We start from the raw sequence: 25,589 nt of genomic DNA on the forward strand, positions 1-25,589 counted from the left end.
TGGGCTTGAATTTTATTATCAGAGGTTTCAATTATGGATGGATATCAATTGTTTATGGCAATGCTTGCAGTTTACATATGTGGACTCATATGCATTGGTTGGTACTTTACAAAAAGACAGCAAACAGTAACTGATTTCTGGCTGGCAGGACGTAAGATCGGCACAATAGGAATAGGATTCTCCTCTGCCGCATCATGGCTGACCGCTGGTGGAATATTAGCAGTTATTGGTTTCTTTATGCTACTTGGAATGGGCTCCATTTGGGGGTTTGTAGCTCCTAACATTCTGGCATTGCTTATAATCGCTATTTTTGTCAAGAAGTTCAAGAATCTACCTTCTATCACACAGGCTGAACTTCTCGAACAGAGGTACAGTTCTGCAATACGTGCTCCTGTAGGTATTATTATCACTATTGTCATGATCCTTTTTGCGGTAGCAGATATCAAAGGATTCGCTCTTGTGTTGCAGATATTCTATGGCGTGGATCCGATCTATGCGGCACTTATCGTTGCTCTCGCTGTTTCTGCGTATGTGACCCTCGGTGGTCTCAGTGCGGTAGTATGGACTGATGTCGTGCAGTTCGTTTTCCTTTCTATCTTTGCTCTTGCAATGGCATTTCTGGCGATCGGGGCAGCAACTTCAGGTTCCGCGGATATTTCTTCTGCATCTGACCTGATATCAAATGTATCCACAGATTGGTGGAATCCGTTCATCATAGGCATTCCGATGGTCCTTATCTTTGTTTTCGCTATCATCCCCGGATGGATAACAGAGCAGGATCCATGGCAAAAAGTATGGGCGGCTAAAGACTCGACATCTGCAAGGAATGGTCTTGTACTTGGCTCTTTCCTTGTAACAGTAGTATTCACTGCATGTGCGTTCATTGCTATTGGATTGAACTCACTGTATCCTGAGATATCTGCGATGGGTTTCCCTATGGGAATGGGGCTGGCAGAACCTGCACTTCTTACATTCATTGTAGAGACATTCTCTCCTGCTGTCATCGGGCTCTGTGCGATTGGTCTTGCAGCAGCATCAATGTCCTGTGCGGATACTTTTGCAACCTCGGGGGCATCATGTGTTTCACGTGACATCTACCAGAGGTTTGTCAAACCGGACGCTACAATGAAGCAGATGCTCACTATCAACAGGCTGAGCGTTCTTTTTATTGTTGCAGCAGCAACGGTTTCTTCGTTCTTCATAAACGGTATCCTCGATGCAATTCACATTGCCACTTTCATTGCAAGTGCATCCTATTTCTTCCCTCTCATGGGTGGACTTTACTGGAAGCGCGCAACAAAAGAAGGTGCATTAGCAGGGCTTATTCTCGGTGGTGTGGCACAGATATCATTTACTGTGTATGACCTTTTAATGACCGCACCCATGGCACCTCCATACCTTGAGACCGTTCACCCAATTCTCATGAACCACGGTGTAATTGTAGGAATGGGATTGAGTGGAATTGCTTTCTTTGGTGTATCCCTTCTGACAAAGCCATCGAATGTCATCAATCTTGCTCCTTTCTTTAAGGATGTGGCAGAAGAATTGGCCAGTCATGATGCACAGGAGGTCGATGATCAGTCTTTAGAATATCAGAATTTCCTCAAGACACTCGATGAACAGATCACCGGGGAACGTGCACATCTTCACTTGAGGCTCGAAAGCTCAGCTACAGTGAACTGGCGCAAGTTCATAGAACAGCTAAGGGAGGCTTATCCTGTATGGGTAACTCCGACTGGACTTGATTCAGTCTACAGGCTCATCCAGGCGGACATGCTTGCCTGTGTCTCTATCACACGTGGTGAGAATGAAAAGGAGATTTGGTTCGCATCAGAACCACAAGTCGATTCTGTTGAAATGCAGAAGAAAGAGGTCTTTATTGCATACAAAGAAGTATCAAAGGCTCTCGAAAATGTCGGTATTCTCCTGACAATTCCAAGCGAAGACTAAACATATTAGGACACACTCCCTTTTGGGAGTGCTTCTTTTTTTCAACAACCTTTTTTAGTAATGATGTCCATTATTTTTTGAACAACTTTTGCGATGTGTATCATGAAAAGATTAGCAATAACAATGGTATTGGTCTTTATCCTTGCAATAATGTCATCAGGTTGCATCAATGAGCTTGTGCCCGTGAGTGATAATAGTAATGCAATTTCAGAAACTTTTGATTATGAACTGGAAGTATTTCCGAGTTCTGTAGATAAAAGTGATGATTTGAATACGACCACTTTTTATCTTACAAGAAATGGAACTACGAACGTTGTTTATATGGTGTCAGATACCTCTGTGATAGAACTTGTTCCTATGGAGGATGTTTTCAATACTGGTGGGGATGTCCTTTCCAATGTTTTCATCCTTGCGGACAGTTCCTCTAATATTTCTGCTTCAGCCGAGACCTTTGAGATGTTTGCATCTTCCTCTTCAAAAGACTTCCCTGTTTTCAACTATACGCTTGAAGATAAGGTAATTCGTGGGCAGAAACATTTCTTCATGAGGTTCAATGAGAGTATCACCGGTATAGTTGCTTTTACTCTCAATCCTCCAAAAGGTCAGGATTTCATGTATGTTCCTACGCATGACTCTACAGTAAGGTTCGTGTTACCTATGGGGTATACGACTGGAAATCCTTTCGTTGGAAAGGTAATTCCTGATACGGATGATAGGTATATTGATGAAAAAGGTCGCGAAGTTCTGGTTTGGTATGATCTTCATGCAAAGACCGGTACTTTTACTAATATGGCAAGAGAATATCTTAAGATCAATATATCTGAAGAAGATCTCCCTTATCGGACAGTGATGATCAAGTTCTATTCGGAATCTGCACCAAGGTTGCTTTTGATAGGTACGAGCATTCTATTTGGTGGTGTATTGATAGTGCTTGGAAATTATCTCTCTGCAAGAAGGAAACTTCGTAAAACAAGGGAATCTATTGAAGGTGCTTTCACTGAGAAGAATGCCAGAACCGGGAAGGGCGGAAATAAAAATTAACGCTTAAGGGATAAGTTCCATTCCGTCATATCCCAGTGGATATGTTTTAACGGCTTCATCATGGGGTTTGAAGTAATGACTTATATGGGTCATTACAACCCTTTTTGCATTGATCTTTTCAGCAATTTCCATTGCTTCCTTTGCATCCATGTGTTTCTTTACATGAAATCCTACGTCATGTGGGATAATGGCGTCCACTATGAAAATATCAGGGCTCTGTATGATCTCAATACTTTTTTCAGGGATGTTCTCATCAGTATCCCCGCTGATGACCACTTTCTTGTCACCTTCGCATATCATTACGCCCACCGCTTTCTTTGCGGGGGGGTGGTTCACCTCGAAAAGTGTGAACTCCAGTCCTATAAGTTCAAAGGACGTATTCAGCGGTATGTCATGCCTTTTTGGTCTGAGAAATGAGACATAATCAAGAATATAGTCCAGCGTTTCTGTTACTCCATATACATCCACATTGTACTGGACACGATGGAATTCTCCAAATCCGGTATAATGGTCATAGTGACCATGTGTCCATATGACTCCATCGATGTGTTTGAGACCTTTTCGCAACATCTGCTCCCGCATGTCCGGGCTGGTGTCTATTAGCACTTTACCTTCATCTGATTCAATAAGTATGGAAAACCTCAGTCGGTTGCTTTTAGTTCCTTTTGTTGCATCGATACATGTGGGACAATCACAACCGATTATTGGTGTTCCGGGAGCATCTCCTGTGCCCAGAAGTGTTATCTTCATAAAGTATCAGAAGCCTCCCTCATTTATCACATATTCATCGGATTTGATGTTGGCACGTTTATTGAACTTGAGGACGGCATGGAACAGATCATCCTGTGTGATTATCATCCTCTCTTCCACAAGGGCATTGAGCACACTTTCCCGAATGACCATTCTCAGGTCTGAACCAGAGTATCCTTCAGTGAGTGGCGCTATCTCAGCATTGTCGAAGTCCCCTTCTATTTCCTTGGTCACGATATCCAGGATTGCTTTTCTCATCTTTTCGTTTGGTAAAGGGAAGTCCATTATCTCATCGAATCGTCTCCATGCAGCAGAATCCAGCATTCTGGGGTGGTTGGTCGCTGCCATCAGAAGGACTCCATCATTGGTCAGGCTGATGCTATCTATTGCTTTGAGAAGTGTGTTAACAGCTCTTTTCAATGCAGCATGTTCATCGGATGCCCTTGTCTTTGCAACGAAATCGAATTCATCGATGAAAAGTATACATGGGCTCAATCGCTTCGCAAGTGTAAACACTCTATCGATGTTCTTTGCGGTCTCGCCAAGGTATTGATCGGTTATCATGGACAACCTTACTTCAACAAAAGGTATTGAAAGGCGTTCGGACATTGCTTTCGCTACGGATGTCTTTCCAGTGCCGGGTGGTCCTACCATCAGGATCTTCCCTATATCATACAAACCTATCTTCTTGAGATGCTCGCGGTACTGTATGGCCTTGACTATCTTTTCGATCTCTTCCTTCTGATCTTCTGTAAGGACCATATATCTCATCGGTTGGGCAATATCCTCCGGTGCGATTATTTGCACCAGCTTAAGCATATCTTCGCCGCCTTCTTCCTCAGATATCTCGCTTATAAGGGATTCTATCCATTCCCTGTCAACTTCCTTTGGACCGGTTGAAGCTAGTGCCTTTTTATAATTGGCAGTCTCATAGCTCTTTTTCTCTTCGTAGTAATATGCCAGTACCGGGTTCGCATCTATTCTTTCACCTGCTGACTCCTGTTTATGAAACCAGTCTGCTCCCACATCAAAGGAAGTGAACTTTATTTTTGATGTGAGCTCATCGATGTCGATAAAAGGCAATGACAGCACCTGTCCTTTAAGCTCTTTGATGGCAAAAAGCCCCTCAATGCCCTTGCGGGTTACCGTGATAGGCTTTGGCACTCCTTTGTGCGTGCGGCTCCAGTAGTTCTTCCTTATGTTCTTTGGAAGATCATTCACATCCATTTCCGGATATTTGTTGTAGATCTCTGCTGTAAGTAGCAGTTCTATAATGTCAAGTGTAGTCGTATCGGACATATTCTAACCTTGTAATTGTGAAAGGACTTTTGTATTCGCCCTGAGGGCAGTCCATTGAACTATAAGATTATGTGGTTCTTTTAGATATATCTTATGTGTTCTGAATGAAAATATGGTAAAATTCAATGGATCATTGAACTATTCTAATATAACCTTTTTTTGGGAAATATATCTGTGCTGAACTTTTCATTTTCTCAAGTATATCTTTGAATTTTGCTTCATCAACGTCCATTTCTAAAGCAATGGAGGATAGCTCGGATACTTTCATTCCTTCCGGTCTGTTTTCAAGGATGGACCTCATGTCCTTTTCCGCATTATTCTTTTTTCTGCGAACATTCTCTATTGGAGTCTTGATCTCGGACGGGTCGTTCGGTTTGAATGCTTTATCTATTGTTTTGGATATTGATGCATCATCTCTGGGTGTCGATAATGAACTAAGTTCCTCTCCAAATGTGGGACATTTGAGGTTACTCATCGTTGTGCTTTGCTTTTCCCCGAGAAGTTGTGCTTGTACCTTTGTGCGCACAGCTCTTGCTTCTTCAATGTCTTCGCCCGTATGGAACACCCGTAGTTTCCTTATATGTAGGTTAGTTCCGCAAAGTTGACATTTTGTGGTCTTTGCATCTTTATCCTCTATGAGTTGTGCAGATTTGCGACATTTAGGGCAGGCTATCACCGAATAAACTGGCATCACTGACTGGTTGTCCTGTCTTCTATAAGTATGGAACCCTTTAGGATATTTCCAGATATTTATAATCCATGACGCCCATTCTGGTATTATATGATAAGAACCGCCACAAGGTCGGATCTGCCGGCAGTCGTAGATCTCGAGAACCTTTCCTTTGCTGAGCCCTGGGACCTGCGCACATTCAGGTCTTATGTTCATCATCCCGGTTTTATTGTGTTCGATGAAGATGGTTCGATCTGTGGGTATGTGATCCTTGTCGTGATCGCTGATGATGCTCATCTGGCAAGTATCGCGATACATCCAAAGCACAGGCGGAGAAATATAGGTTCTTGTCTTTTAGACAGCTGCATGTTGCTTGCAAAGACTAATTCTTTTCCTCTTGTACGGCTGGAAGTGAGGGAGAAGAACAAAACTGCACAGGACTTCTATCTTGCCAATGGGTTCGAAGCTGTGGCAATCATTCCTGACTATTATCCTGACGATAATGCAATTGTTATGGAAAGGAGAACTTGATCATTTTCCAAAGCGACGCTGTCTTTTTTGGTAATCCCTTATGATCCTAAGTATGTCCATTCTTCTCAGACCGTGCCAGTTGACATCGGTAAAATAGAGTTCAGAATAAGCGGATTGCCATAGAAGGAAATTCGAAAGGTGCTTTCCACCTGCACGAATTATTATCTCGGGCTCTTCACGTACTGTCAAATGGGATTCTATGGTATTTTCATCGATGTCCGAAGGAGTCAATCTTCCATCTTTCACATCATGAAGAATGGAAGTGATCGCCTTTGTTATCTCGTTCTTTCCGCCAAACCCTACTGAGAAATGTACCCGGTGGGTTTCACCAACTTTATTTTCGATAAGCTCTCCCTTTTCGTTGTATATGTCGAATCCAACATTTTCGGACAAAGGGGCCATTATCTATTTCAATTCGTCTAAAAGCAGTGATACTATCCTTGTTTTTGCTTCTTCTTTAACGTCGAGGACATCCACGTAAATACTTATTATTTTTATATCAAGGGCAAAACACCATTTCAGGAATGCACTCAGTTTCTCTTTTCCGCTATCATCAAGCAGATCGGATTCTGAAAGTATCATTGTGATATGTTCTGGTCTTTGCCCCTGTTTCCTGTTGATTTGGCTCAACAAGTATTGTTCGTAGAGTGCCCTTATCATGTAATGCCATCTTTGTCTTATTATTTAATGGAGCTTGTACTTACTTTGCAGTTGAGACTATCTTTACAACATCGCCGTTTTGCAGGTCATGCTTTTCTCCAAGTCTCATCTTTGTCTTCCCATCAACTGCATAGAGGAACCTGTTTCCGATATCGGTGTGGACGCGGTATGCCAGATCGTGTGGGGTGGAACCTTTCTTCATGAGGAAAGCATCAGGGAGCATTCTGTCGTTCTTGTCTGCCCATTTTCCTTCATCTTCCACCGGATATACTACTATCAGTTCAAGAAGGTCAAAAACAGCTCTGTTAATGCACTCCTGTATGCCGGCTCCACCGGTTCCTAGGGTGGTGATCATCTCTTTCAGGCTTTGCAATCCATTTTTCTGTGCTTCGCTGACCTTGTCGGAGATTATCTCGAAACCCATGTCTCCCGGGTTATAACTTATTATATTATTCTTTGCAGCTGATCTCAATGCAAGTTCTGCTGCAGCACTGGTGGGTACTACCATGATGTCAAGTTCTTCGAGAGCTTTTACGTTCTCTGCAGGTGCGACATCTATCTTGTTGGCTGCTATCATCGTAGGTTTTGTGATGGCGCGTATGGTCTCACAAAGCTTTGCCATATCTTCATCTGTCCACTGGGTGCATTCTTCAGGCATTTTGCAAGCAAGCAGGGCCTGACGTGCTTGGGATTCATTGACACCTGCACCCAGGAGCTGGTCTGAAACGGCCTGTTCCATCTTCATGCCTTCGGCCCTTATCTTTCGTGAAAGCTTGTCCCAGTTCTTTTTTAGGATACCTGTCATCCACATTGCTATCTCGCGGTTCAGGAAGTTAACATCTTCCAGTGGATCGTGTTCTCCTATGTCCACAGGGTTTCCTTCGATATCTGTGCCACCGGATGCGTCTATTACGTGTATTATGGCCTGTGCCTGTCTAAGCTCGTCAAGGAACGTATTACCAAGGCCGCGTCCCATGTGTGCATCGGGTACAAGTCCTGCGACGTCTATGATCTCAATAGGTACATACCTTATACCGTCCTGACAGTTACCACAGCGTTTATCCCGTTCTGTGCATGGGCAGACTGCCCTTACATAAGTTACTCCTTTGTTCGCATTGATCGTGGTGAACGGATAATTCGCTATCTCGACATCTGCAAGGGTAGCAGCTTTGAAAAAAGTTGATTTACCTGCATTTGGTTTTCCTGCAAGGCCTATGGTCATTGACATGCTTTACCAATCATCCTTGAAGCATTTAACTTTTGTTCATGGGAATACGGCAATGTAAATGTTTTATGAAGTTGTTTTTATGAGCAATGTTTATATTACAGGAAGTTATTAGAATGTCTGTCTAACTGTCCTGGTAGGGTAGAGGATATCCTTGGGGCTTGCGGAGCCTTAGACCCGAGTTCGATTCTCGGTCGGGACGTACAATATTTAGTTGAAAGTCATGTACTTTCACTCTGCTTGGAGTGTCTCAATTGACTTCAAGTGGAGTCTCGTTTTATTTCAATTTACTATTGATGTGGTTTGTAATGTGCAAGTTCATAAACGTGCTGATCTTCATGAATGCCAGTTTGCTTATGCAGGATTAGTTTTTGTCATGTTATTATTGATGTCCGGGAAATCACATGTAATGCAGTATTCTGGTCATCGATATCACAGTGTAATGTGGTTTTGGTTTACGTCACTTTTTTTTTCAGTTCTTTGCATGCCTTTGCATATTTTTCTACATTCAAATACTGGTTATACTTATATAGAAGTTCATTCATTTAGAACGAACGGATTGAGCACATAATGTGTAATATCTCAAATATTCAAATAATTGATTTTCTTTATCAATGCTATTAAGGAGGTCTAAATATCACACCAAATCTGAGAATTCAGGGCAGGGATGCACAAAGTAACAATATCCTTGCAGGAAAGGCAGTTGCAAGTGCAGTCCGCTCAACACTTGGTCCAAAGGGAATGGACAAGATGCTTGTGGACTCCATGGGTGACATTGTTATCACAAACGATGGTGCTACCATCTTGAAGGAAATGGATATCCAGCACCCTGCAGCTAAGATGATCGTGGAAGTATCCAAGACACAGGATGCTGAGGTCGGGGACGGAACAACTACTGCAGCAGTTCTTTCAGGAGAATTGCTTTCAAAGGCAGAAGAACTTATCATGAAGGGAGTCCACTCAACCATCATATCCGAAGGTTACAGACATGCTGCAGAGAAATGCCGTGAGATCCTGGAAACTATCACTATTGCTATTTCCCCGGACGACGAAGCGGCTCTGATAAAGATCGCTGGAACCGCTATCACTGGAAAGGGCGCTGAGGCATACAAAGAGAAGCTCTCAGCTCTCACGGTCAAAGCAGTTCGTTCAATAGTCGAAGAGGAAGAGGATGGCCTTAAGGTCAATGTCCTTGAGAACATCAAGATCGAGAAGCGCGCAGGCGGAAGTATTGATGACTCTGAGCTTATAGATGGTCTTGTAATTGACAAGGAACGCTCACACCCCAACATGCCTGAGAAGGTAGAGAATGCAAAGATCCTTCTGTTAAGCTGCCCTGTGGAGTTCAGAAAGACCGAAGTAGATTCTGAAATCAAGATCACATCCCCGGGCCAGATGCAGTTGTTCCTGGACCAGGAAGAGAAGATGATGAGGGAGATGGCTGAGAAGGTCATCGCAAGCGGTGCAAATGTTGTATTCTGCCAGAAAGGTATCGATGATATGGCACAGTACTACATCGAGAAAGCAGGTATCTATGCTGTCAGAAGGGTAAAGAAGAGCGATCTTAAGAGACTCAGCAAGGTAACCGGCGCAACAATCATACAGGACCTTGATCAGATCACTACTGAAGATGTAGGTACAGCAGGTCTGGTAGAGGAAAAAGAAGTGAGGGGCGGCAAGATGACCTATGTTACAGGTTGCCAGAACTCCAAGGCTGTTACAGTACTTCTCCACGGCGGTACCGAGCACGTTGTCGATTCACTTGATCATGCATTGAACGATGCTTTGCATGTTGTCGGTGTTGTCATCGAAGATGGCAAGGTTGTTGTTGGTGGCGGTTCATCTGAGGTCGAACTTTCACTCAGACTCAGTGAGTATGCATCCACACTCAAGGGAAGGGAGCAGCTTGCTGTTAGCAAGTTCGCAGAAGCTCTTGAAGTGATCCCGGTGGCACTCGCAGAGAATGCAGGTCTTGACCCAATTGACATAATGGTGGAACTACGTTCCCAGCATGAGAAGGGTAACAAGAACGCAGGTCTTAATGTTTACACCGGCGAGGTAGTCGACATGTGGGAGAACGATGTAATCGAGCCACTACGAATAAAGACCCAGGCTATAAACGCTGCAATGGAAGCAACTGTCATGATCCTTAGGATCGATGATGTCGTGGCTTCAAAAGGCAGCGCGAACCAAGGTATGGGTCCGGGTGGCCTGCCTGACATGCCTGACCTTGATATGGACGCTGCATACTAAGTCTGTTTCAAACCCTTACGTGCCGTCTTTCCGGCACATTTTATCATTTTTCACTACTTTTCATTGTATCTCTGGCTTTGCTACTATTGTATCTCATCTGAAAGTTTGTAGTAATCGTAAGGTATTAATCACCTGTTAACCATTATCATGGACATGGTTAACAATAATTCACATGCAAAATATGATGTGATCAATTCGAACAGTAATATCAAAAAAATGGTATATTCCTCGTTATTTGCAGCATTGACCTCCATCGGTGCCTACATAACTGTACCTCTTGGTCCTATCCCGTTCACTCTTCAGATGGTATTCGTTCTGATGGCAGGCGCAATGCTTGGCAGTAAATGGGGTGGGATAAGTATGATAGTTTATGTTCTTCTCGGTATTGCCGGCTTGCCTGTATTCTCGAACGGCGGTTCCGGTCTCGGTGTCATCCTTGGCCCTACTGGGGGATACCTCATCGGCTTCATCGCAGCGGCATTCATTATTGGTTATCTCTTTGAGATGAACGGTAGCAATAATTTATTGAAGAATGGTCTTTTTGTAACGATCGGTTCCGTTGTCATCTTCTGTTTCGGTCTGGCTCATCTGATGATAGTTGCAGATATGTCATTCATGCAGGCGGTAACTGTAGGTTTCCTCCCATTCATTCTGCCCGGTATTGTAAAGATAGCAGTTGCAACGGGCATTGCGACAAAATACAAAATATGATCTGAAAGGTACTCTAATGATAGAGCTAAAGGGTGTAAGTTACATCTATCCGAATGGTAATAAAGTGCTTGAAGAAATCGATATTCGGATAGAAAAAGGGTCATTCACAACCATTCTTGGGGACAATGGCAGTGGTAAATCCACTCTCATACGTCACATGAACGGTCTTTTGAAACCGTCTGTTGGAGTTGTTTCTGTCTGCGGGATGGATACTGCGTCTTCCACAGATATCTGGGAAATACGGCAAACGGTCGGCATGGTCTTTCAGGACCCTCACTCTCAGGCAGTGGGTGCAACAGTTGAAGAGGATGTCGCATTCGGTCCTGAGAATCTTGCACTGGAAAACGATGAGATAAGAATACGTGTTACAAATGCCATTGCAAATGTAGGGTTGGAAGGTCTTGAAGGATATCTTCTCATGTACTTAAGTGGGGGGCAATTACAGAAAACGGCGATTGCCGGGGTTCTGGCAATGGCCCCTGAGATACTGATATTCGATGAAGTGACTTCCATGCTGGATTCGGATTCGCGTTCTCAGATCATTGACATTGTACGGCAGCTCAACAAAAGGGGAAAGACCGTGGTCTATGTGACGCATCATATGGAAGAAGCTTTGTTTGCTGATAGGGTCATATTACTTGAAAATGGTTCTATTGAAAGTGACGGCGCCCCTCGGGATGTGTTTCGTGAGATAGATGCATCAGGTCGAAAAGTTCCTCCGCATCTGGAACTTGCCTTCAGATTACAGGACGCAGGCATGATCTCTCCCGACGTGTTCCCTATGGATGCTTTATCCTTGAAGGAGGAAATATGTCCATCGAGGTGAATGGGCTGCATTTCTCATATGGGAAAGGAAAAAAAAGGCTCACTATATTGAAAGATGTGACCTTTTCAGTGGGTAAAGGTGAGTTTGTAGGTATCATTGGTAAGGTTGGTTGTGGCAAGACAACCCTCATCAAGCATCTCAATGGGCTGTTGGTCCCACTATCTGGAAATGTGACCGTGGACGGGCTTGCATCTTCAAAAAAAGAGGTGTGCAGAAAGGTCGGTGTCCTGTTCCAACAGCCTTCAAAACAATTGTTCTGCAAGACCGTTTTTGAGGATATTGCTTACGGTCCCTCGAATTTTGGTATGAAAGGGGATGAATTGGAACATTGTGTACATGACGCAATTGAAAAAGTCGGTCTTAGTTCCGATATTCTTGGAAGTTCCCCGTTTAGTCTGAGCGGGGGAGAAATGAGACTTGTGGCCCTTGCCGGTGTCCTTTCATCATCTCCTGACTATCTGGTCCTTGATGAACCTACCTCGGGGCTGAGTACATTCTACAAGGAACACCTTTTCAAAACACTTGAACTTCTCAGACAAAATGGAGTGGGTGTTGTGTTGGTCTCTCATCATCTTGAGGATGTTCTTGGTGTGGCTGATAAGATCGTATATCTGAATGAAGGTGCGGTGGTCTTTGAGGGGTCTCCTGAAGAATATCTAAGTTCACTGTCCCTCCCGGCTCCCGAGATTACCGTACTCATGAGGGAATTGAGCTCTTCCGGACTGGCTATAAAGAAAACGGTCTTTTCCGTGGAAGATGCTTTCAATGAGATCGTTGGGGCTTTGTTGGAAAAAGGGGGCTGATCAGGTGGATGGATTCTTATTCTCCTATGTTGCAGGTAAGTCTTTTCTTCACAGACTTGATCCGCGTGTCAAGATATTTTCAGTAATGTGCCTGAGTATCCTAATATTCAGATCATCTGCCCTTACTGATCTCCTTGTATTTGCATTGCTTTTTATAGGGCTTACGATAATCGCAGGTTCCGGGTTATCGGGTATAAGGTCAGTCAGGCCATTGTTGCCTATATTTGTCTTTATTTTCCTTATCCATTCCTTCTTTACCGAAGGTGCGGCGTTGTTCGATTCTCAATTCTCGCCAACTGATGAGGGAGTCTTGAAAGGTTCGTTGGTCACCGCAAGGTTCGTCCTCTTAATCCTCTATAGCTCGTTGTTGACCTCGACTACGAGACCGGCGGTGATAACTGCCGGAATTGAAAGAATACTTCGTCCGCTTCCGTTGAGGTGGGTGGGTGTGACCTCATTCGAGATCGCAACGATGATGTCTTTAGCTCTTTATTTTGTACCTCATCTGTTGTGGTATGCGAGGCAGGTCAAGGATTCTCAGTTGTCGCGTGGTTCAAGGTACGGGCATAATCCTATCTATGGGACACTTTCACTTGCAATCCCGGTGTTGAAAGGTTCAATGAGGATGGCCGATGATGTGGTGATGGCAATGGAAGGCAGGTGTTATCAAGGCAACTATCGTACCTCTTTATTCGAGATCAAAATGACCGGGCGAGATGTTTTGGTCTGTTCTATCGTTCTCGTGGTAACAGCATTAATGCTATATGCATGAGCATATGTTCATATGTTCATGCAACTCGATGCTCCATGTGAGCGTGTTAATAAGGATGCTATTGACGCGATAGTATCCCATCTTCCAAATGAGGATGCGATACTGAGGATATCCAATATATTCCATGCTTTACGATCGGAACCCCGATTAACAATAATGTATCTCCTACTTGAGAAGGACATGTGTGTATGCGAATTGGAACGTGCTCTTGGTATGACCCAATCTGCCATCTCTCACAATCTTCGCACTCTTCGACAGCTTGACCTTGTCAGGGTCAGGAAAGACGGGCGTTTTGCAGTTTATTCCGTTGCTGATGAGCATGTGAGGGCACTGCTTGAATTATCCCGCAGTCATGTTATGGGGTGTGCCCAATGACCTATGTAGAATCAATTCAAGAGTTACTCATTGGTATCGTCTTGAGTTCCTGGAATGTTCTTGCAGAAGCAGCACCTTATCTTTTGTTAGGATTCGGTGTTGCGGGGATCTTGCACGTATTTGTACCGGATGAAAAGATTATGCAATATCTTGGACATTCTGCTGGAAAATTCCGTTCTGTACTGAATGCTTCACTGATCGGTGTGCCTCTGCCATTATGTTCCTGTGGGGTTGTCCCGGCAGCTCTGTCCTTAAAAAAAAGAGGTGCAACAAATGGAGCAACCTTGTCTTTTTTAATATCGACTCCCCAAACAGGTGTGGATTCAATAGCCATCACATATGCCCTTCTTGATCCCATTATGACAATATTCCGGCCAATAGCTACTTTCATTACTGCATTGGTTGCAGGGATTGCCGATGACCTTCTACGCTCTCCTCGGGATGTTTCAGGCAAAGATGTTGAAAAAATACCGACAACGAACATATTGGAAATGGCTTCATTACCGACGCCGTCTTCATCTCTTTCCTCCTCATGCAGTTGCAACTCATGCGGGCCTAACGGTACGGAAGATGCTGATACTTTTTCAGGAAGGGTCATATCCGGTATCAGATATGCATACGTGGAACTGCTCGGTGATATAAGCTACTGGCTTATCATTGGTATTATCCTTGCAGGTATTATCACATATATGGTGCCTGAGGACCTCGTTGGTTCCCATCTTGGGGGGGGCCTGGTCTCAATGCTTCTTGCACTTGTTGTGGGCATTCCACTTTATATCTGTGCGACCGCTTCAACTCCGCTTGCAGCAGTTCTTATTGCAAAAGGTATGAGTCCCGGGGCAGCATTTGTTTTCCTGCTTGCAGGACCTGCAACTAATGCAGCTACTATTACAATGGTCCTGAAATATCTTGGGAAGAGGTCTACAGGTGTTTATCTAGCCTCAATTGCAGTTTGTGCAGTTGCAGGGGGCATTCTCCTTGATATGGTCTATTCATATCTGGGTATTGATGCTTTGTCGGTAGTCGGAAGTGCCAGCGATATTATGCCCGAAGAAGTGAAGAACGGTTTTGCATTACTGCTACTTCCGTTGATGGTATATGGGATATATAATCAGAAAAAGGGTTGTGATTGAAACACATCACTCTTTTTTGCAACGGCGATCGGACAGCATCATGCTGATACGTCCTTTAAAATCCTCCACAATTGCATCTTCCTTTAAATGTTCTTCACATAATGGGAGGTGTCCGGCAGGTGATTTTGAGCCATCCAGTATAGGAATTGCTACTATTTTTCCGAGACTCTTCGGTTCTTTTAATTCGTGTTTATTCCATGAAAAGTCATCATTTTTCATATAATCTACTCAATTGTCACAAGCTCGACGATTTATAATCACGTCTCTCTATGTGCATGGGTGTATTTATATAATTCGACAGAATATTAATATATTTACTCCGATATATCCACAATATCAACACTTCCTTTTTGAGTTGTTTTGCTTATAACAGTTCAAAAAAGTACAACGCTCATATTCGAGTTGTTCTCATGTGTGTTTCTGTTTTTCAAAGTTAACAGTGATGTGCAAATGCGATACGTTTAAGTATTGTTCATTTTTTCTTTATCAATGGTTTTGGTTATATTGGCTTAAGTGAACAAAAATTTTTATTTATATCATAAAGGAGTCATTTTGAATGAAATACAGTCTCGGTATCGATGCAGGTGGTACTTATACAGATGCAGTCCTTCTTAGAGATTCGGATGAAGTCATCGTCTCTTCGAACAAAGCGCTTACAACATACCCTGATCCTCTTGGAGGCATCAGGAATGCAATTGATGGGATCGATGAAAAATATCTTAATGATATAAAAGTGGTGTCTGTTTCCACTACTTTGTCGACGAACAGTATTCTGGAGGGTACGGGCTTCCCGGTTGGTCTTATACTTGTGGGAAATTATGAATTGAACCAGGAGCTTCCAACTGAACACTATGTGCAGGTGGAGGGTGGTCATGATTACAATGGTATTCCCACTGCATCTCTTGATGAAGACGCTGTAAGGCAATTTGCGGAAAGTGTCAAGGATAGGGTAGCTGCATTTGCAGTATCCTCATATTTCAGTATACGAAACCATGAACATGAATTGAGAGTCAAGGAGATCATAAAAGAATCCACTGGTCTTCCTATTGTATGTGCTCATGAGCTTTCGCAGGAACTTGGTGCTTTCGAGAGGGCTGTGACTGCATTTCTGAACGCTCAACTTATCCCTGTTACTGAGAAGTTCATGACAACCGTTGAAGAGTATATCTCTTCAAAGGGAATTGATGCAAAAGTTTTCATGCTCAAATGTGACGGTTCGGTAATTGGTATTCAAAGTGCACTTGAAAAACCGATCGAATCTATCTTTTCAGGCCCGGCAGGCAGTCTTGTAGGTGCTTCATTTTTGACCGGCAATGACACATGTGCCGTTATCGATGTTGGTGGCACTAGTACCGATATTTCGGTCATTAAAAATGGTGTGCCCGAAATGAGTGAATCGGGAGCTGTTGTCGGTGGCTGGAAGACCAGGGTCAAGGCTATCAAGATGGAGACTTCTGCAATGGGCGGGGACAGTGATGTCTGGGTAAAGGACAATAGTGTCAATATCGGCCCTCGCAGGGTAATTCCTCTTTGTCGTGCAGCTGATCTCTATCCCGGGTTTCTGGACCAACTCAGGACAAACCCGATGCCCTCGAAAGGCTTGCTTGGGATCAACTTCCAGCCCACCAAATTTTACATAAGGACTGGCTATGACCCGATAGACATAAGCCCTCAGGAAATGGATGTTTTCAGATATATCTCCGATGAGCCGACCTCTATAAGGGAGTTGCATAGCAGGATGAAGAAATATCCTTCATCAAAACATCTGGATTCGCTTTTGCAGAAACGGTTGATACAGACAATAGGTTTCACTCCTACCGATGCACTTCATGTTCTTGGGGATTATACTGAACACACTGTCGAAGCATCTGAGATAGGTTCTAAATATCTTGGCTCATTGTGCAGACGTGATGCAGTGGAGTTTGCATCATTTGTAAAACAGGAATTTGCAAAGAACATGGCATCTAATCTTATGTCTTTCTTCCTTGAAGGAATTCCAAAAACGGAGATCCGTAAGATATTCGATATTGAATCTCCTGCTAAATTCAAGGTGGATATTCCGGTAGTGCTCATAGGAGGTCCTGTAATTGCATACCTTGAAGATCTTCAGTCAATACTGGATGCGGAGATCATCGTGCCTGAATATTCCAATGTAGGAAATGCGACCGGTGCACTGGCTGCAAAAGGTATTCGCAGGGTGGATTTCCTTGTGAGGCCGGCATCAATGGCAGCACCCGATTGGGAGTTCTATGTATTTTCCGAGAAAGGGCGAGAGAGCTTCTATGAATATGAAGAAGCACTTGAGTACGCTTCAAAAACTGGAAGAGAGACAATTCTTCAGTACATGATGGATGCGGGTCTGGACTCTGAACATGTGAAAGTGGAAATCGAAAAACAGGAAATAATTCCTGATGGCTGGTCGCATCCTCTTGAGACACGTATTCGTGTAATGGGAGTTGGTTCCAGTCTTGTATAAGGAGGATGTTGAAAAGCATTTGAAAATTCGATATTATCGAATGTTCTTCCCTTTCTTTTTTTATTTATAATGTTGCTTTTAGTCGTTCTTTCGATCTAACAAGTCAAAGTGTTTACTTCTATAGAAATGTTGATCTAGTTTCAACTCTTTCTTCAATGTGATAATACCTTGGCATAATATGGGAGTGTAATGCTAATGAAACTCTGCTGTTCGCAAGAACGTATGGACCAGATTTCCTGTACTTCGGTTGGACTGGTGGTCCTGATAGTTATCAGTGTATTGTTTATTTTGATATACAAGTTCGTAGTATCAAAATTGGTTCTGACAATGTTCGGCTTTTGAGCATATGATGTACTGATAAAAATAAAAAGAAGCAGAATGTAAGGTTTAGTCTGTACTTTCTTCTTTGTTCATCTTGTTCCTTTCATGGTTCAGTATTCTCCGAACCACCAGTTTCTTCTTCCCCATCCCCATGTTAGGAACGTCCGGATATTTTTCGGTCGCATAGGTATACAGTTCATTTGCACCCATAGCTGTAAGATTATCTTCCAGCTTCAATAGTTCGGCCATTTCCATTTTTCTTCCTCCGTATTTCTTATTCTAATGGATTAGGAATTAAATATTTAGAGTTTGTGGTTTTATCCTTTTCTGAACATTGATGTGCATTGTTTCATTTTGTCTATCGAAATGATTATAATTGAATGGTACATCTAGTAGAAAAATACGTTAAATGAACTTTCGAAGGTAATCCCATGACCAATAACAATTTTGAACCGATACCAAGCTCATTTATGTTTAAGAGCCTGCTTGATATGAACACGATCATTATGACTGCAAATCCTCGTATCGCTCTTGTGACAAAAGGCATCATGCGAGCAGCAAAAGAAATGGATGCACCATTAATTCTTGAGCTGGCAAGGTCGGAGTGCAATCTGGAAGGTGGCTATGCAGGTCTGACCCCTGCTGCGATCTCCAAGATCACCAGAGATGCCGCAAAAGAGCTCGAGTTCGATATGTGGTCATTACATGCGGACCATATCGGTATCAAAAAGGGCACTGATGAAGATATCGAGGCTACAAAAAAGCTTGTCGATGGACAGATAGAGGCTGGTTACACTTCCTTTGCAATTGACGCATCCCATCTGTTCAATTTCCAGGGTGGCAATCTGCGTGAAGAACTTGCGAACAACATCGATGCAACAACAAAGATCGGACTCCACATCAAAAGGGGTATGGGCGATAAGGAGTATGGTCTTGAGGTCGAGGTCGGTGAGATTGGAAGGGAGGACGAACATGGCAGAGTTCTGACCCGGCCGGAGGAAGCTGTTACTTTCATCAAGGCATTGAACGAGAACGGTGTTTATCCTCACTTCCTGGCAATTGCTAATGGTAGTGCTCATGGGAACACTTATGATACCAACGGTAACCGCATCGAACAGGTATCTGTAGATATCGAGCAGACCGTTGCAGTAGCACAGGCACTGAAGGACAACAACCTCGATGTCAGGATCGCACAGCATGGGATCACCGGTACACCACGTGACCTGATTCACAATCACTTCCCACATGGCGATATTGTGAAGGGCAATGTGGCAACCTTCTACCAGAACATAGTCTGGGATCTCTTCAAGGTATATGAGCCCGAACTCTACAAAGATCTCTGGGACTGGACAATTGCAAACTATAAGGAAAAGGCTCCGGAAAAGAACGATAATGAGCTATTTGGCAAGTTCAGCAAATTTGCTATCAAAGAGTTCTTTGACAGGATATATTCAGTTGGTGAGGATACATTGGAAGCAATTGATGCAATGTGTTATGCTGAGACTCTTATTTTCATCAAGGCCTTCAATGGTCAGGGCACTGCAAAAATAGTTCGGGATCATATGGCATGATCCCTTTTCTTCTTTTAAATATTGCTTAATATCTTTTCTATCTCTTTTTTTATTATATGTCGTTTACTTAGATACCCAGAAGAGTTATCAAATTGAATAATATTGATATTCCAATTGGTATCATCACTGCTATTGTTGCGTTCTTTACGGTCATGTTCCTTGCATGTACAAGACCATATCTCCAGATGTTCGCACTCCAGAGGTTAATGATTATTCCTACCACTGTGATCATTTGCATTGTCGGGTCTGCAAGAAGTGTTTCATTTATGGCAATTGGGTCAACTGTGGTCATGTCGATCGTTGAGAAAATCTTTGAGATCACATAAATGGAGGTTATGCTGTTGATGATGGTTGGAATGAATCCATATGCAACGAATTCGAGAGTTCTTTTAAAATCTCCTTCTCCACCAAAAACAGATGATAGCAGGTAGAATATTATCGTGTATATTACCCAGGTGATAAAAACGCCGATAAATGCTCCTGCGATAGCAGCCACGAGACCAATGATTCCAAACATTGCCATTTCTTCTGGCATAGCACTCATTATGGATTGGGTCATAACCGTGGCGCTTATGGCTGCTAATACCCCGATGAATATCATTATGAGAAGAGGTGTCTTAAATTCCACTTCACTTTTTATCTTTTCTTCAAAAAAACTATTAGGATCCTTAAGAATTTGAGTTAGTGTCATCGCCATTTATCTACAAGTAATACTATATATCATTGACGATTTCTTTTTATCGGCGAGTCTCTTTACTATTTCTTCAAAATACTCTCGAGTGCTAAAACAACTTGTTCTTGATCAGGTCTATTTATGATGACCGTTTTCTTAGAGCTTTTTGCACCAGACCCTATGATGACCTCTCGTTGACCTATATTAAAAAAGTCTGCCACGATCTCTATAAGCTGTCCGTTGGCCTTCCCTTTCTGTGCTGCGGACGTAAGTTTGATTTCGATACGTTCCCGCCACTGGTTATAACCTGCAGGAAAACAGGCTTTCTTTGACCCGGGGGTAACTTCCAGATCGATGGCGATACCATCCTTTGTTTCTTTGATAGCTTTTTCAAAAGATGTGGGCATAGTAAGAACTCTTCGATCGGTGTGTTTTAAAAAATGTCGATAATGCTGTAACCTGGCCCACTAACTCCGAAAGTTCATCCTATTGGGATTCCCGCTGTCCCTTCCGGTTTCCCTCGTGTCAGGCTTATATTGCATTATCGTATGTGCCGCATTGAGGTTGTCTATACAATCACAGAAAGGCTCTGCCATATTCTCATGCAAGGACCTTACAATGCGCCAGAGTACAGTACATGGTAGGATGATATAAAGATAACGTTTTGTGTGTATCTAATTTTCATGTATTGTTCCTTTGTTATCTTATTTTGATCGTATCGGATCCATGTGAAATTGTTTGTTAAAAATATCTTCCAGTAATTGTTATATCATGTATTAGCTTTCATTCCCTTTATGGAACTGCTTCTTATCTCTGATATACATGGTAATATTGAAGCCCTGGATGCAGCGCTTTCCATTCCTCATGACCGAACAATTTGTCTTGGGGATTTGGTGGACTATGGTCCGGATCCGGGTGGATGTTTCGATCGGCTGCGGGATGAAGGCATTTCGTGTGTGATGGGTAATCATAATAATGCGCTGTCAGGGGAATTGATTGTGGCTGTGATTATACTTACAAGCATCTTTCCGTTGCTACACGGAAATGTACTCTGGATGTCCTGGACGACGGGCAACTCGAGTTTCTTTGAGACTTACCATTCTCGCTCAAAGAAGATATTGATGGCATACGATTCCTCTTTACTCATGCTGGTCCGCTTTCTATGTATGACTATATCGGGCCGGACACTTCCAATGAAGCTGTTAGGGATATGCTGGGGAGGTCGATGCAGATATAATGGTCGCAGGGGGTCCAGATAGTGAATCCTGGTTCTGTGGGGCAGCGAAGAGATGGCGGTGTTGGTGCAAGTTGTGCAATTCTGGATACTCTGGGTTCCACTGTGGAATTCTTTGACGTTGACTATGATGTACGGTCGGTAATTGGAAAGATTGAAAAAAGGATGCCCTGTTCAGATGAATTGGTGAGAATTCTAATACATGGGTATTAAAATAAAGAGCTATCGAGCGTTTCTCTCTCTTTTCATTGTTTTTCCATATGTTATCTATAACAAAATTTATTTATACTAGATAGCGGTAATAAGTATCCTTGTCAAGCCACGAGATGTAATAGTTACAGTCTTGGTGGCAAAAATGACTATATATTAATAAAAAAGATTATGGTTGCATTAATTTTTTTATATGTACCTATTACAATTTAAAAAATTAAACGTGAGGTAAAATAATGGCAGAACAAAACCCATTTGAGAATGCAAGAAAGCAGTTACAGAAGTGCGCAGATATCCTTGAGCTCGATGAGGGCATTCATGATATCCTGAAGAACCCAATGAGGGAAATGCATGTGTCCCTTCCTATCCGCATGGATGATGGAAGCATCAAGGTCTTCCAGGGATTCAGGGTACAGTACAATGATGCAAAAGGTCCAACAAAAGGTGGTATCCGCTTCCACCCAGACGAGACCGTTGACACTGTCAAGGCACTTGCAGCATGGATGACATGGAAATGTGCAGTTATGGACATCCCCCTCGGTGGAGGTAAGGGTGGAGTTATCTGCAACCCTAAGGAAATGTCCCAGAGTGAACTTGAGCGCCTTTCAAGGAAGTACATTTCAAGTATCTCAATGATCGTAGGTCCTGACAAGGACGTACCTGCTCCTGATGTCTACACCAACCCACAGATGATGGCATGGATGATGGACGAGTTCTCCAAGTTCGCTGGCAAGAACCAGTTTGGTGTCATCACTGGTAAGCCACTCAGCGTTGGTGGTTCCCTCGGTCGTGGCGATGCTACAGCACGTGGCGGTCTTTACGCAGTCCGTGAAGCAGCAGCAGAGATCGGCCTTGAACTTAAGGACGCAACTGTCGCAATTCAGGGATACGGTAATGCAGGTTATTTTGCTGGAACTCTCTGTGAAGAGCTCTTCGGATGCAAGGTCGTCGCTGTAAGTGACAGCCGCGGCGGTGCTGTCAACATGAACGGTATCAGCGCAGAAGCAGCACAGGAGCACAAGAAGGCAACCGGTTCAGTTGTTGGTCTCGCAGGCACAGAGCCTATCTCCAACGAAGACATCCTTGAGCTTGATGTCGATATACTTATCCCGGCAGCTCTTGAGCACGTCATCACACACGAGAATGCAGACAATATCAAAGCAAAGATCGTTGCAGAACTTGCAAATGGTCCAACTACTCCGGAAGCAGATGAGATGCTCTTCCAGAAAGGCGTACACCTCATTCCTGACTTCCTCTGTAATGGTGGCGGTGTGACAGTATCTTACTTCGAGATGGTACAGAACTTCTACATGTACCGCTGGAGCATAGAGAGGGTCCACAACAGACTTGACGCAAAGATGACCAACGCATACCACGCTGTTCTCGAAGCGTCCAAGCAGTATAATGTCAACATGAGAACTGCAGCATATGTCGTAGCTGTCAACCGTGTAGTTGAAGCAATGGCAGACCGCGGATGGTTATACTAAGCATTGTAGACATTTTCGAAAAATAACTCTTGGTCTGAAGGAAGGGATATCTTCTCCCTTTTTTAAACCATTGATGTCCATCCAACATTTGTATTATATTCAATAATTCTAAATGTTCGTCATTGGATATCGCATTCTACTTATCAAAAAAGATATAACTAATTGAGAGATTAGAGGTCATTATGAAGATCGCAATCCTTGGTGGAACTGGCAATATTGGTAGAGGCTTTGCCCTGCGCTGGGGTCAGATGCATGATGTGGTGATAGGTTCCAGAAATTCTGAGAAAGCTATTACAGTCGCAGAAGAATATACTCGTATCCTGAGCGAAAGGGGTTTTGATTCCAAGATCGAAGGTATGGGAAACAAGTCTGCTGCAAAAGTTGCAGATGTAATAATCATTGCAATTCGGTATGAACAGGTTTCTTCTGTGATCGAGCTCATAGCACCTGTCCTCAAAGACCAGGTCGTAGTTTCAGTTGTAGTTCCTATGGAAAAGGATCGCTGTTACATCCAGCCGGACCCAACTACCAATGGGCATATTACGATCAATGCTTCCAAGTCTGATTATAATGCTGATTACTTCTGTTACACAACTCCTGCTGCTGGCAGTGCTGCAGCAGAGATCGATACACTCTTGCCATCTGATATAGAACTTGTATCTGCGTTCCACAATGTTCCTGCAAAGAAACTTGCAGACCTTGATATTGAACTTGATTATGATATTGCGGTATGTGGTAACTGCATGCATTCAAAGAAGATCATATTCGGTCTTGTAAATGATATATCTAAAATGCGTCCGTTAGATGTCGGACCACTTGAGACTTCTGGAATGGTCGAATCTCTGACACCTTTGGTGATAAATATTGCCATACGCAATAAAATGCATGATGTTGGTATCAAATTCGTTTAAATTAAATCAGAAATGGTCTTGGTATAAATATTTATTACCAATGATTATATATCTCATCCTTTCCATAGTGTACACATCTGATAAAGGGCAACTGAAGGGTTCCATCCGTCAAAAATCATCTTGGATTCATAAAAACGAAAATATTCCGTCCCCTCAAAGAGAATCCCCAGTTCCCCCTTTTCTTATCTCTTCTATTCTTCGGCAAAAGGCTATATATAGAAGGCAAGTTCTAGAGCATAATATCTTAGTGTACTCTATAAATAGCACAAACCAATCCATGATGTGGGCGATGCAATGAATATCAATACTAAAGAAGATGTTCTCAAAGCAATTGAGAATAACAATGTTAAGTTTATAAGGTTGCAGTTCACGGACATTCAGGGTGTCGTGAAAGATGTGGAAATTCCTGTAACACAGATAGAAAAGGCTCTTAGTGTGGGCATATCCTTCGATGGTTCCTCCATTGAAGGTTTTGTTCGTATCAATGAGTCAGATATGGTTTTAAAACCAGATACATCTTCCTTCGCCATACTTCCATGGAACCAGAAGAAGGGTGTTGTTGCAAGGATGATCTGTGATATCTATCTTCCCGATGGAACACCATTTGAAGGGGATCCTCGCTACACACTCAAGAAGGTCATGAAAGAGGCGAAAGAAATGGGCTTCTCACTTAATGTGGGTCCTGAACTCGAATTTTTCCTGTTCGAGAGGCATGATGGAAAAGCAACAACTATTCCTCACGATTTTGGCAGGTATTTCGAATTTGCACCTGCAGACCTTGCAGAGGATATTCGTCGTGATATTGTCTTAACTCTCATGGATCTTGGATTTGAGATTGAAGCTTCACACCACGAAGTTGCATTCGGTCAGCATGAGATCGATTTCAAGTATGGGGATGCCCTTACCACTGCTGACAATGTAACTACTTTCAAGTATGTGACCCGTACCATCGCAAAGCTCAATGGCTTACACGCAACTTTCATGCCAAAACCGATCTTTGGTGAGAACGGCTCAGGTATGCATGTAAACCTCTCTCTTTCTAAGAATGGGGAGAATATATTCTATGATGCTGATGGCGATATGCAGATAAGTGATGAAGCACGCTACTTTATTGGCGGTCTTCTCAAACACGTAAAGGCTATAACAGCAATTTCCAATCCACTTATAAACTCCTACAAGCGCCTTGTTCCGGGATATGAAGCTCCGGTCTACATTGCATGGTCAGGTGCTAACAGAAGCTCTCTCATCCGTATCCCTGCGGCAAGGGGTAAGGGCACTCGTGTAGAACTTAGAAGCCCGGACCCATCATGTAACCCCTATATCACATTCGCTGCCGTTCTTGCAGCAGGGCTTGATGGTATCAGGAACAAGATCGATCCCGGGGATAACAGGGAAGAGAACATCTTTGAGCTTACTGATAAAGGACTCAGGGACTTTGGTATCGAAACCCTTCCATCAACACTGAACGATTCTGCAAAGTATCTGGCAGATGATGAGCTCTTAAAAGAAGCACTTGGTGCTCATGTGCACAATAGTGTCCTGAGTCTTGCAAAGGCTGAATGGGATTCTTATCGTATTCAGGTTCATGATTGGGAGATCGAAAGGTATCTCAATACTGTGTGAGAGTTCTTACCCTCATTTCTCTTTTTTTGATATGCGTGTTCTATTTTTGAATATTGGGTCTCAGTCTTATATTTCTGGTTTGGG

The 25,589-nt window shown here is 43.1% G+C and carries 27 protein-coding genes and 1 tRNA gene; 18 read left to right on the forward strand and 10 right to left on the reverse strand.

The features are described from left to right. Positions 1 to 33: 33 nt before the first annotated feature. Together MBUR_RS10095 and MBUR_RS10100 are read left to right on the forward strand one after the other, a co-directional pair. Positions 34 to 1,950 (forward strand): sodium:solute symporter family protein, encoded by a 1,917-nt coding sequence (locus MBUR_RS10095; RefSeq protein ID WP_011499975.1) that lies wholly within the window; start codon positions 34 to 36, stop codon positions 1,948 to 1,950. A 102-nt stretch (positions 1,951 to 2,052) separates the two neighbouring features. Continuing rightward, the gene (locus tag MBUR_RS10100; RefSeq protein WP_048063370.1) at positions 2,053 to 2,991 is read left to right on the forward strand and encodes a DUF5803 family protein; all 939 of its coding nucleotides are present in this window, start codon (positions 2,053 to 2,055) and stop codon (positions 2,989 to 2,991) included. Between the two features lie 3 nt (positions 2,992 to 2,994). On the opposite strand, the gene MBUR_RS10105 is transcribed toward MBUR_RS10100, so the two are convergent. The 3 genes from MBUR_RS10105 to MBUR_RS13085 form a co-directional block, all read right to left on the reverse strand. Then, entirely contained in the window at positions 2,995 to 3,741 is a 747-nt protein-coding gene (locus tag MBUR_RS10105; protein ID WP_011499977.1) for an MBL fold metallo-hydrolase, read from the reverse strand. A gap of 6 nt (positions 3,742 to 3,747) precedes the next feature. Continuing rightward, positions 3,748 to 5,040 (reverse strand): ATP-binding protein, encoded by a 1,293-nt coding sequence (locus tag MBUR_RS10110; protein ID WP_011499978.1) that lies wholly within the window; start codon positions 5,038 to 5,040, stop codon positions 3,748 to 3,750. Positions 5,041 to 5,170: 130 nt separating this feature from the next. After that, positions 5,171 to 5,731 carry a DUF5817 domain-containing protein gene (locus tag MBUR_RS13085; protein WP_052286230.1) on the reverse strand — a complete coding sequence of 187 codons (561 nt, stop codon included), beginning with the start codon at positions 5,729 to 5,731 and terminating at the stop codon, positions 5,171 to 5,173. A 90-nt stretch (positions 5,732 to 5,821) separates the two neighbouring features. Between MBUR_RS13085 and rimI the strand changes: the two genes are divergently transcribed. Beyond that, positions 5,822 to 6,241, forward strand: coding sequence for a ribosomal protein S18-alanine N-acetyltransferase (rimI, locus tag MBUR_RS10120; RefSeq protein ID WP_011499980.1), 420 nt, complete (start codon positions 5,822 to 5,824; stop codon positions 6,239 to 6,241). Here the strand turns inward: rimI and MBUR_RS13090 are convergent, their stop codons facing one another. From MBUR_RS13090 to MBUR_RS10130, 3 genes are read right to left on the reverse strand one after another with little or no spacing between them, the layout of a single operon-like run. Then, positions 6,242 to 6,634 (reverse strand): undecaprenyl diphosphate synthase family protein, encoded by a 393-nt coding sequence (locus MBUR_RS13090; protein ID WP_198003736.1) that lies wholly within the window; start codon positions 6,632 to 6,634, stop codon positions 6,242 to 6,244. A gap of 12 nt (positions 6,635 to 6,646) precedes the next feature. After that, positions 6,647 to 6,901, reverse strand: coding sequence for a hypothetical protein (locus MBUR_RS13095; RefSeq protein WP_052286232.1), 255 nt, complete (start codon positions 6,899 to 6,901; stop codon positions 6,647 to 6,649). Positions 6,902 to 6,941: 40 nt separating this feature from the next. After that, positions 6,942 to 8,129 (reverse strand): redox-regulated ATPase YchF, encoded by a 1,188-nt coding sequence (locus MBUR_RS10130; protein ID WP_011499981.1) that lies wholly within the window; start codon positions 8,127 to 8,129, stop codon positions 6,942 to 6,944. Positions 8,130 to 8,256: 127 nt separating this feature from the next. Here MBUR_RS10130 and MBUR_RS10135 point away from each other — a divergent pair. The 8 genes from MBUR_RS10135 (at position 8,257) to MBUR_RS10170 (ending at position 14,999) form a co-directional block, all read left to right on the forward strand. Next, positions 8,257 to 8,328 (forward strand) — tRNA-Arg (locus tag MBUR_RS10135). A gap of 434 nt (positions 8,329 to 8,762) precedes the next feature. Beyond that, on the forward strand, positions 8,763 to 10,379 hold the full coding sequence (thsA, locus tag MBUR_RS10140; RefSeq protein ID WP_048063371.1) for a thermosome subunit alpha: 1,617 nt from the start codon (positions 8,763 to 8,765) through the stop codon (positions 10,377 to 10,379). A gap of 153 nt (positions 10,380 to 10,532) precedes the next feature. After that, entirely contained in the window at positions 10,533 to 11,090 is a 558-nt protein-coding gene (locus tag MBUR_RS10145; protein WP_332244206.1) for a biotin transporter BioY, read from the forward strand. Between the two features lie 16 nt (positions 11,091 to 11,106). Then, complete coding sequence (locus MBUR_RS10150; protein ID WP_011499984.1) at positions 11,107 to 11,916, forward strand: ATP-binding cassette domain-containing protein; 810 nt, start codon at positions 11,107 to 11,109, stop codon at positions 11,914 to 11,916. Then, positions 11,901 to 12,719: an ATP-binding cassette domain-containing protein gene (locus MBUR_RS10155; protein ID WP_048063372.1), complete on the forward strand. Its 819-nt coding sequence runs from the start codon at positions 11,901 to 11,903 to the stop codon at positions 12,717 to 12,719. Before MBUR_RS10150 ends, MBUR_RS10155 begins: the two co-directional genes overlap by 16 nt. A gap of 4 nt (positions 12,720 to 12,723) precedes the next feature. Continuing rightward, on the forward strand, positions 12,724 to 13,491 hold the full coding sequence (locus tag MBUR_RS10160; RefSeq protein ID WP_011499986.1) for an energy-coupling factor transporter transmembrane component T family protein: 768 nt from the start codon (positions 12,724 to 12,726) through the stop codon (positions 13,489 to 13,491). Positions 13,492 to 13,503: 12 nt separating this feature from the next. Continuing rightward, positions 13,504 to 13,866, forward strand: coding sequence for an ArsR/SmtB family transcription factor (locus tag MBUR_RS10165; protein WP_011499987.1), 363 nt, complete (start codon positions 13,504 to 13,506; stop codon positions 13,864 to 13,866). Then, a complete protein-coding gene (locus MBUR_RS10170; RefSeq protein ID WP_011499988.1) occupies positions 13,863 to 14,999 on the forward strand; it encodes an SO_0444 family Cu/Zn efflux transporter in 1,137 nt (378 codons plus the stop codon). Before MBUR_RS10165 ends, MBUR_RS10170 begins: the two co-directional genes overlap by 4 nt. Before the next feature lie 6 nt (positions 15,000 to 15,005). On the opposite strand, the gene MBUR_RS10175 is transcribed toward MBUR_RS10170, so the two are convergent. Next, on the reverse strand, positions 15,006 to 15,218 hold the full coding sequence (locus tag MBUR_RS10175; RefSeq protein WP_048063374.1) for a hypothetical protein: 213 nt from the start codon (positions 15,216 to 15,218) through the stop codon (positions 15,006 to 15,008). A 337-nt stretch (positions 15,219 to 15,555) separates the two neighbouring features. Here MBUR_RS10175 and MBUR_RS10180 point away from each other — a divergent pair, with 337 nt between their 5' ends. After that, on the forward strand, positions 15,556 to 17,475 hold the full coding sequence (locus tag MBUR_RS10180; RefSeq protein WP_011499989.1) for a hydantoinase/oxoprolinase N-terminal domain-containing protein: 1,920 nt from the start codon (positions 15,556 to 15,558) through the stop codon (positions 17,473 to 17,475). Positions 17,476 to 17,862: 387 nt separating this feature from the next. On the opposite strand, the gene MBUR_RS10185 is transcribed toward MBUR_RS10180, so the two are convergent. Beyond that, positions 17,863 to 18,051: a hypothetical protein gene (locus MBUR_RS10185; RefSeq protein ID WP_011499990.1), complete on the reverse strand. Its 189-nt coding sequence runs from the start codon at positions 18,049 to 18,051 to the stop codon at positions 17,863 to 17,865. A 176-nt stretch (positions 18,052 to 18,227) separates the two neighbouring features. Here MBUR_RS10185 and MBUR_RS10190 point away from each other — a divergent pair, with 176 nt between their 5' ends. Beyond that, a complete protein-coding gene (locus MBUR_RS10190) occupies positions 18,228 to 19,367 on the forward strand; it encodes a class II fructose-bisphosphate aldolase (protein ID WP_011499991.1) in 1,140 nt (379 codons plus the stop codon). Positions 19,368 to 19,434: 67 nt separating this feature from the next. Here the strand turns inward: MBUR_RS10190 and MBUR_RS10195 are convergent, their stop codons facing one another. Next, positions 19,435 to 20,058 carry a YIP1 family protein gene (locus MBUR_RS10195; protein ID WP_157196713.1) on the reverse strand — a complete coding sequence of 208 codons (624 nt, stop codon included), beginning with the start codon at positions 20,056 to 20,058 and terminating at the stop codon, positions 19,435 to 19,437. A gap of 65 nt (positions 20,059 to 20,123) precedes the next feature. Beyond that, complete coding sequence (locus MBUR_RS10200; RefSeq protein WP_011499993.1) at positions 20,124 to 20,447, reverse strand: DUF167 domain-containing protein; 324 nt, start codon at positions 20,445 to 20,447, stop codon at positions 20,124 to 20,126. Positions 20,448 to 20,834: 387 nt separating this feature from the next. On the opposite strand from MBUR_RS10200, the gene MBUR_RS10205 reads away from it, so the two are divergent. The 5 genes from MBUR_RS10205 to glnA all read left to right on the forward strand — a co-directional run bounded on the left by MBUR_RS10205 (position 20,835) and on the right by glnA (position 25,505). After that, positions 20,835 to 21,299, forward strand: coding sequence for a metallophosphoesterase family protein (locus tag MBUR_RS10205; protein ID WP_052286233.1), 465 nt, complete (start codon positions 20,835 to 20,837; stop codon positions 21,297 to 21,299). Next, positions 21,299 to 21,487: a hypothetical protein gene (locus tag MBUR_RS14640; protein WP_052286234.1), complete on the forward strand. Its 189-nt coding sequence runs from the start codon at positions 21,299 to 21,301 to the stop codon at positions 21,485 to 21,487. Before MBUR_RS10205 ends, MBUR_RS14640 begins: the two co-directional genes overlap by 1 nt. A gap of 233 nt (positions 21,488 to 21,720) precedes the next feature. After that, the gene (locus MBUR_RS10210; protein ID WP_011499994.1) at positions 21,721 to 22,971 is read left to right on the forward strand and encodes a Glu/Leu/Phe/Val family dehydrogenase; all 1,251 of its coding nucleotides are present in this window, start codon (positions 21,721 to 21,723) and stop codon (positions 22,969 to 22,971) included. A gap of 182 nt (positions 22,972 to 23,153) precedes the next feature. Then, the gene (locus MBUR_RS10215) at positions 23,154 to 23,882 is read left to right on the forward strand and encodes an NAD(P)-binding domain-containing protein (protein ID WP_011499995.1); all 729 of its coding nucleotides are present in this window, start codon (positions 23,154 to 23,156) and stop codon (positions 23,880 to 23,882) included. A gap of 294 nt (positions 23,883 to 24,176) precedes the next feature. Further along, on the forward strand, positions 24,177 to 25,505 hold the full coding sequence (glnA, locus tag MBUR_RS10225) for a type I glutamate--ammonia ligase (RefSeq protein ID WP_011499996.1): 1,329 nt from the start codon (positions 24,177 to 24,179) through the stop codon (positions 25,503 to 25,505). Positions 25,506 to 25,589 lie beyond the last annotated feature (84 nt).

The organism is Methanococcoides burtonii DSM 6242, from assembly GCF_000013725.1.
Taxonomy (GTDB): Archaea; Halobacteriota; Methanosarcinia; order Methanosarcinales; family Methanosarcinaceae; genus Methanococcoides; species Methanococcoides burtonii.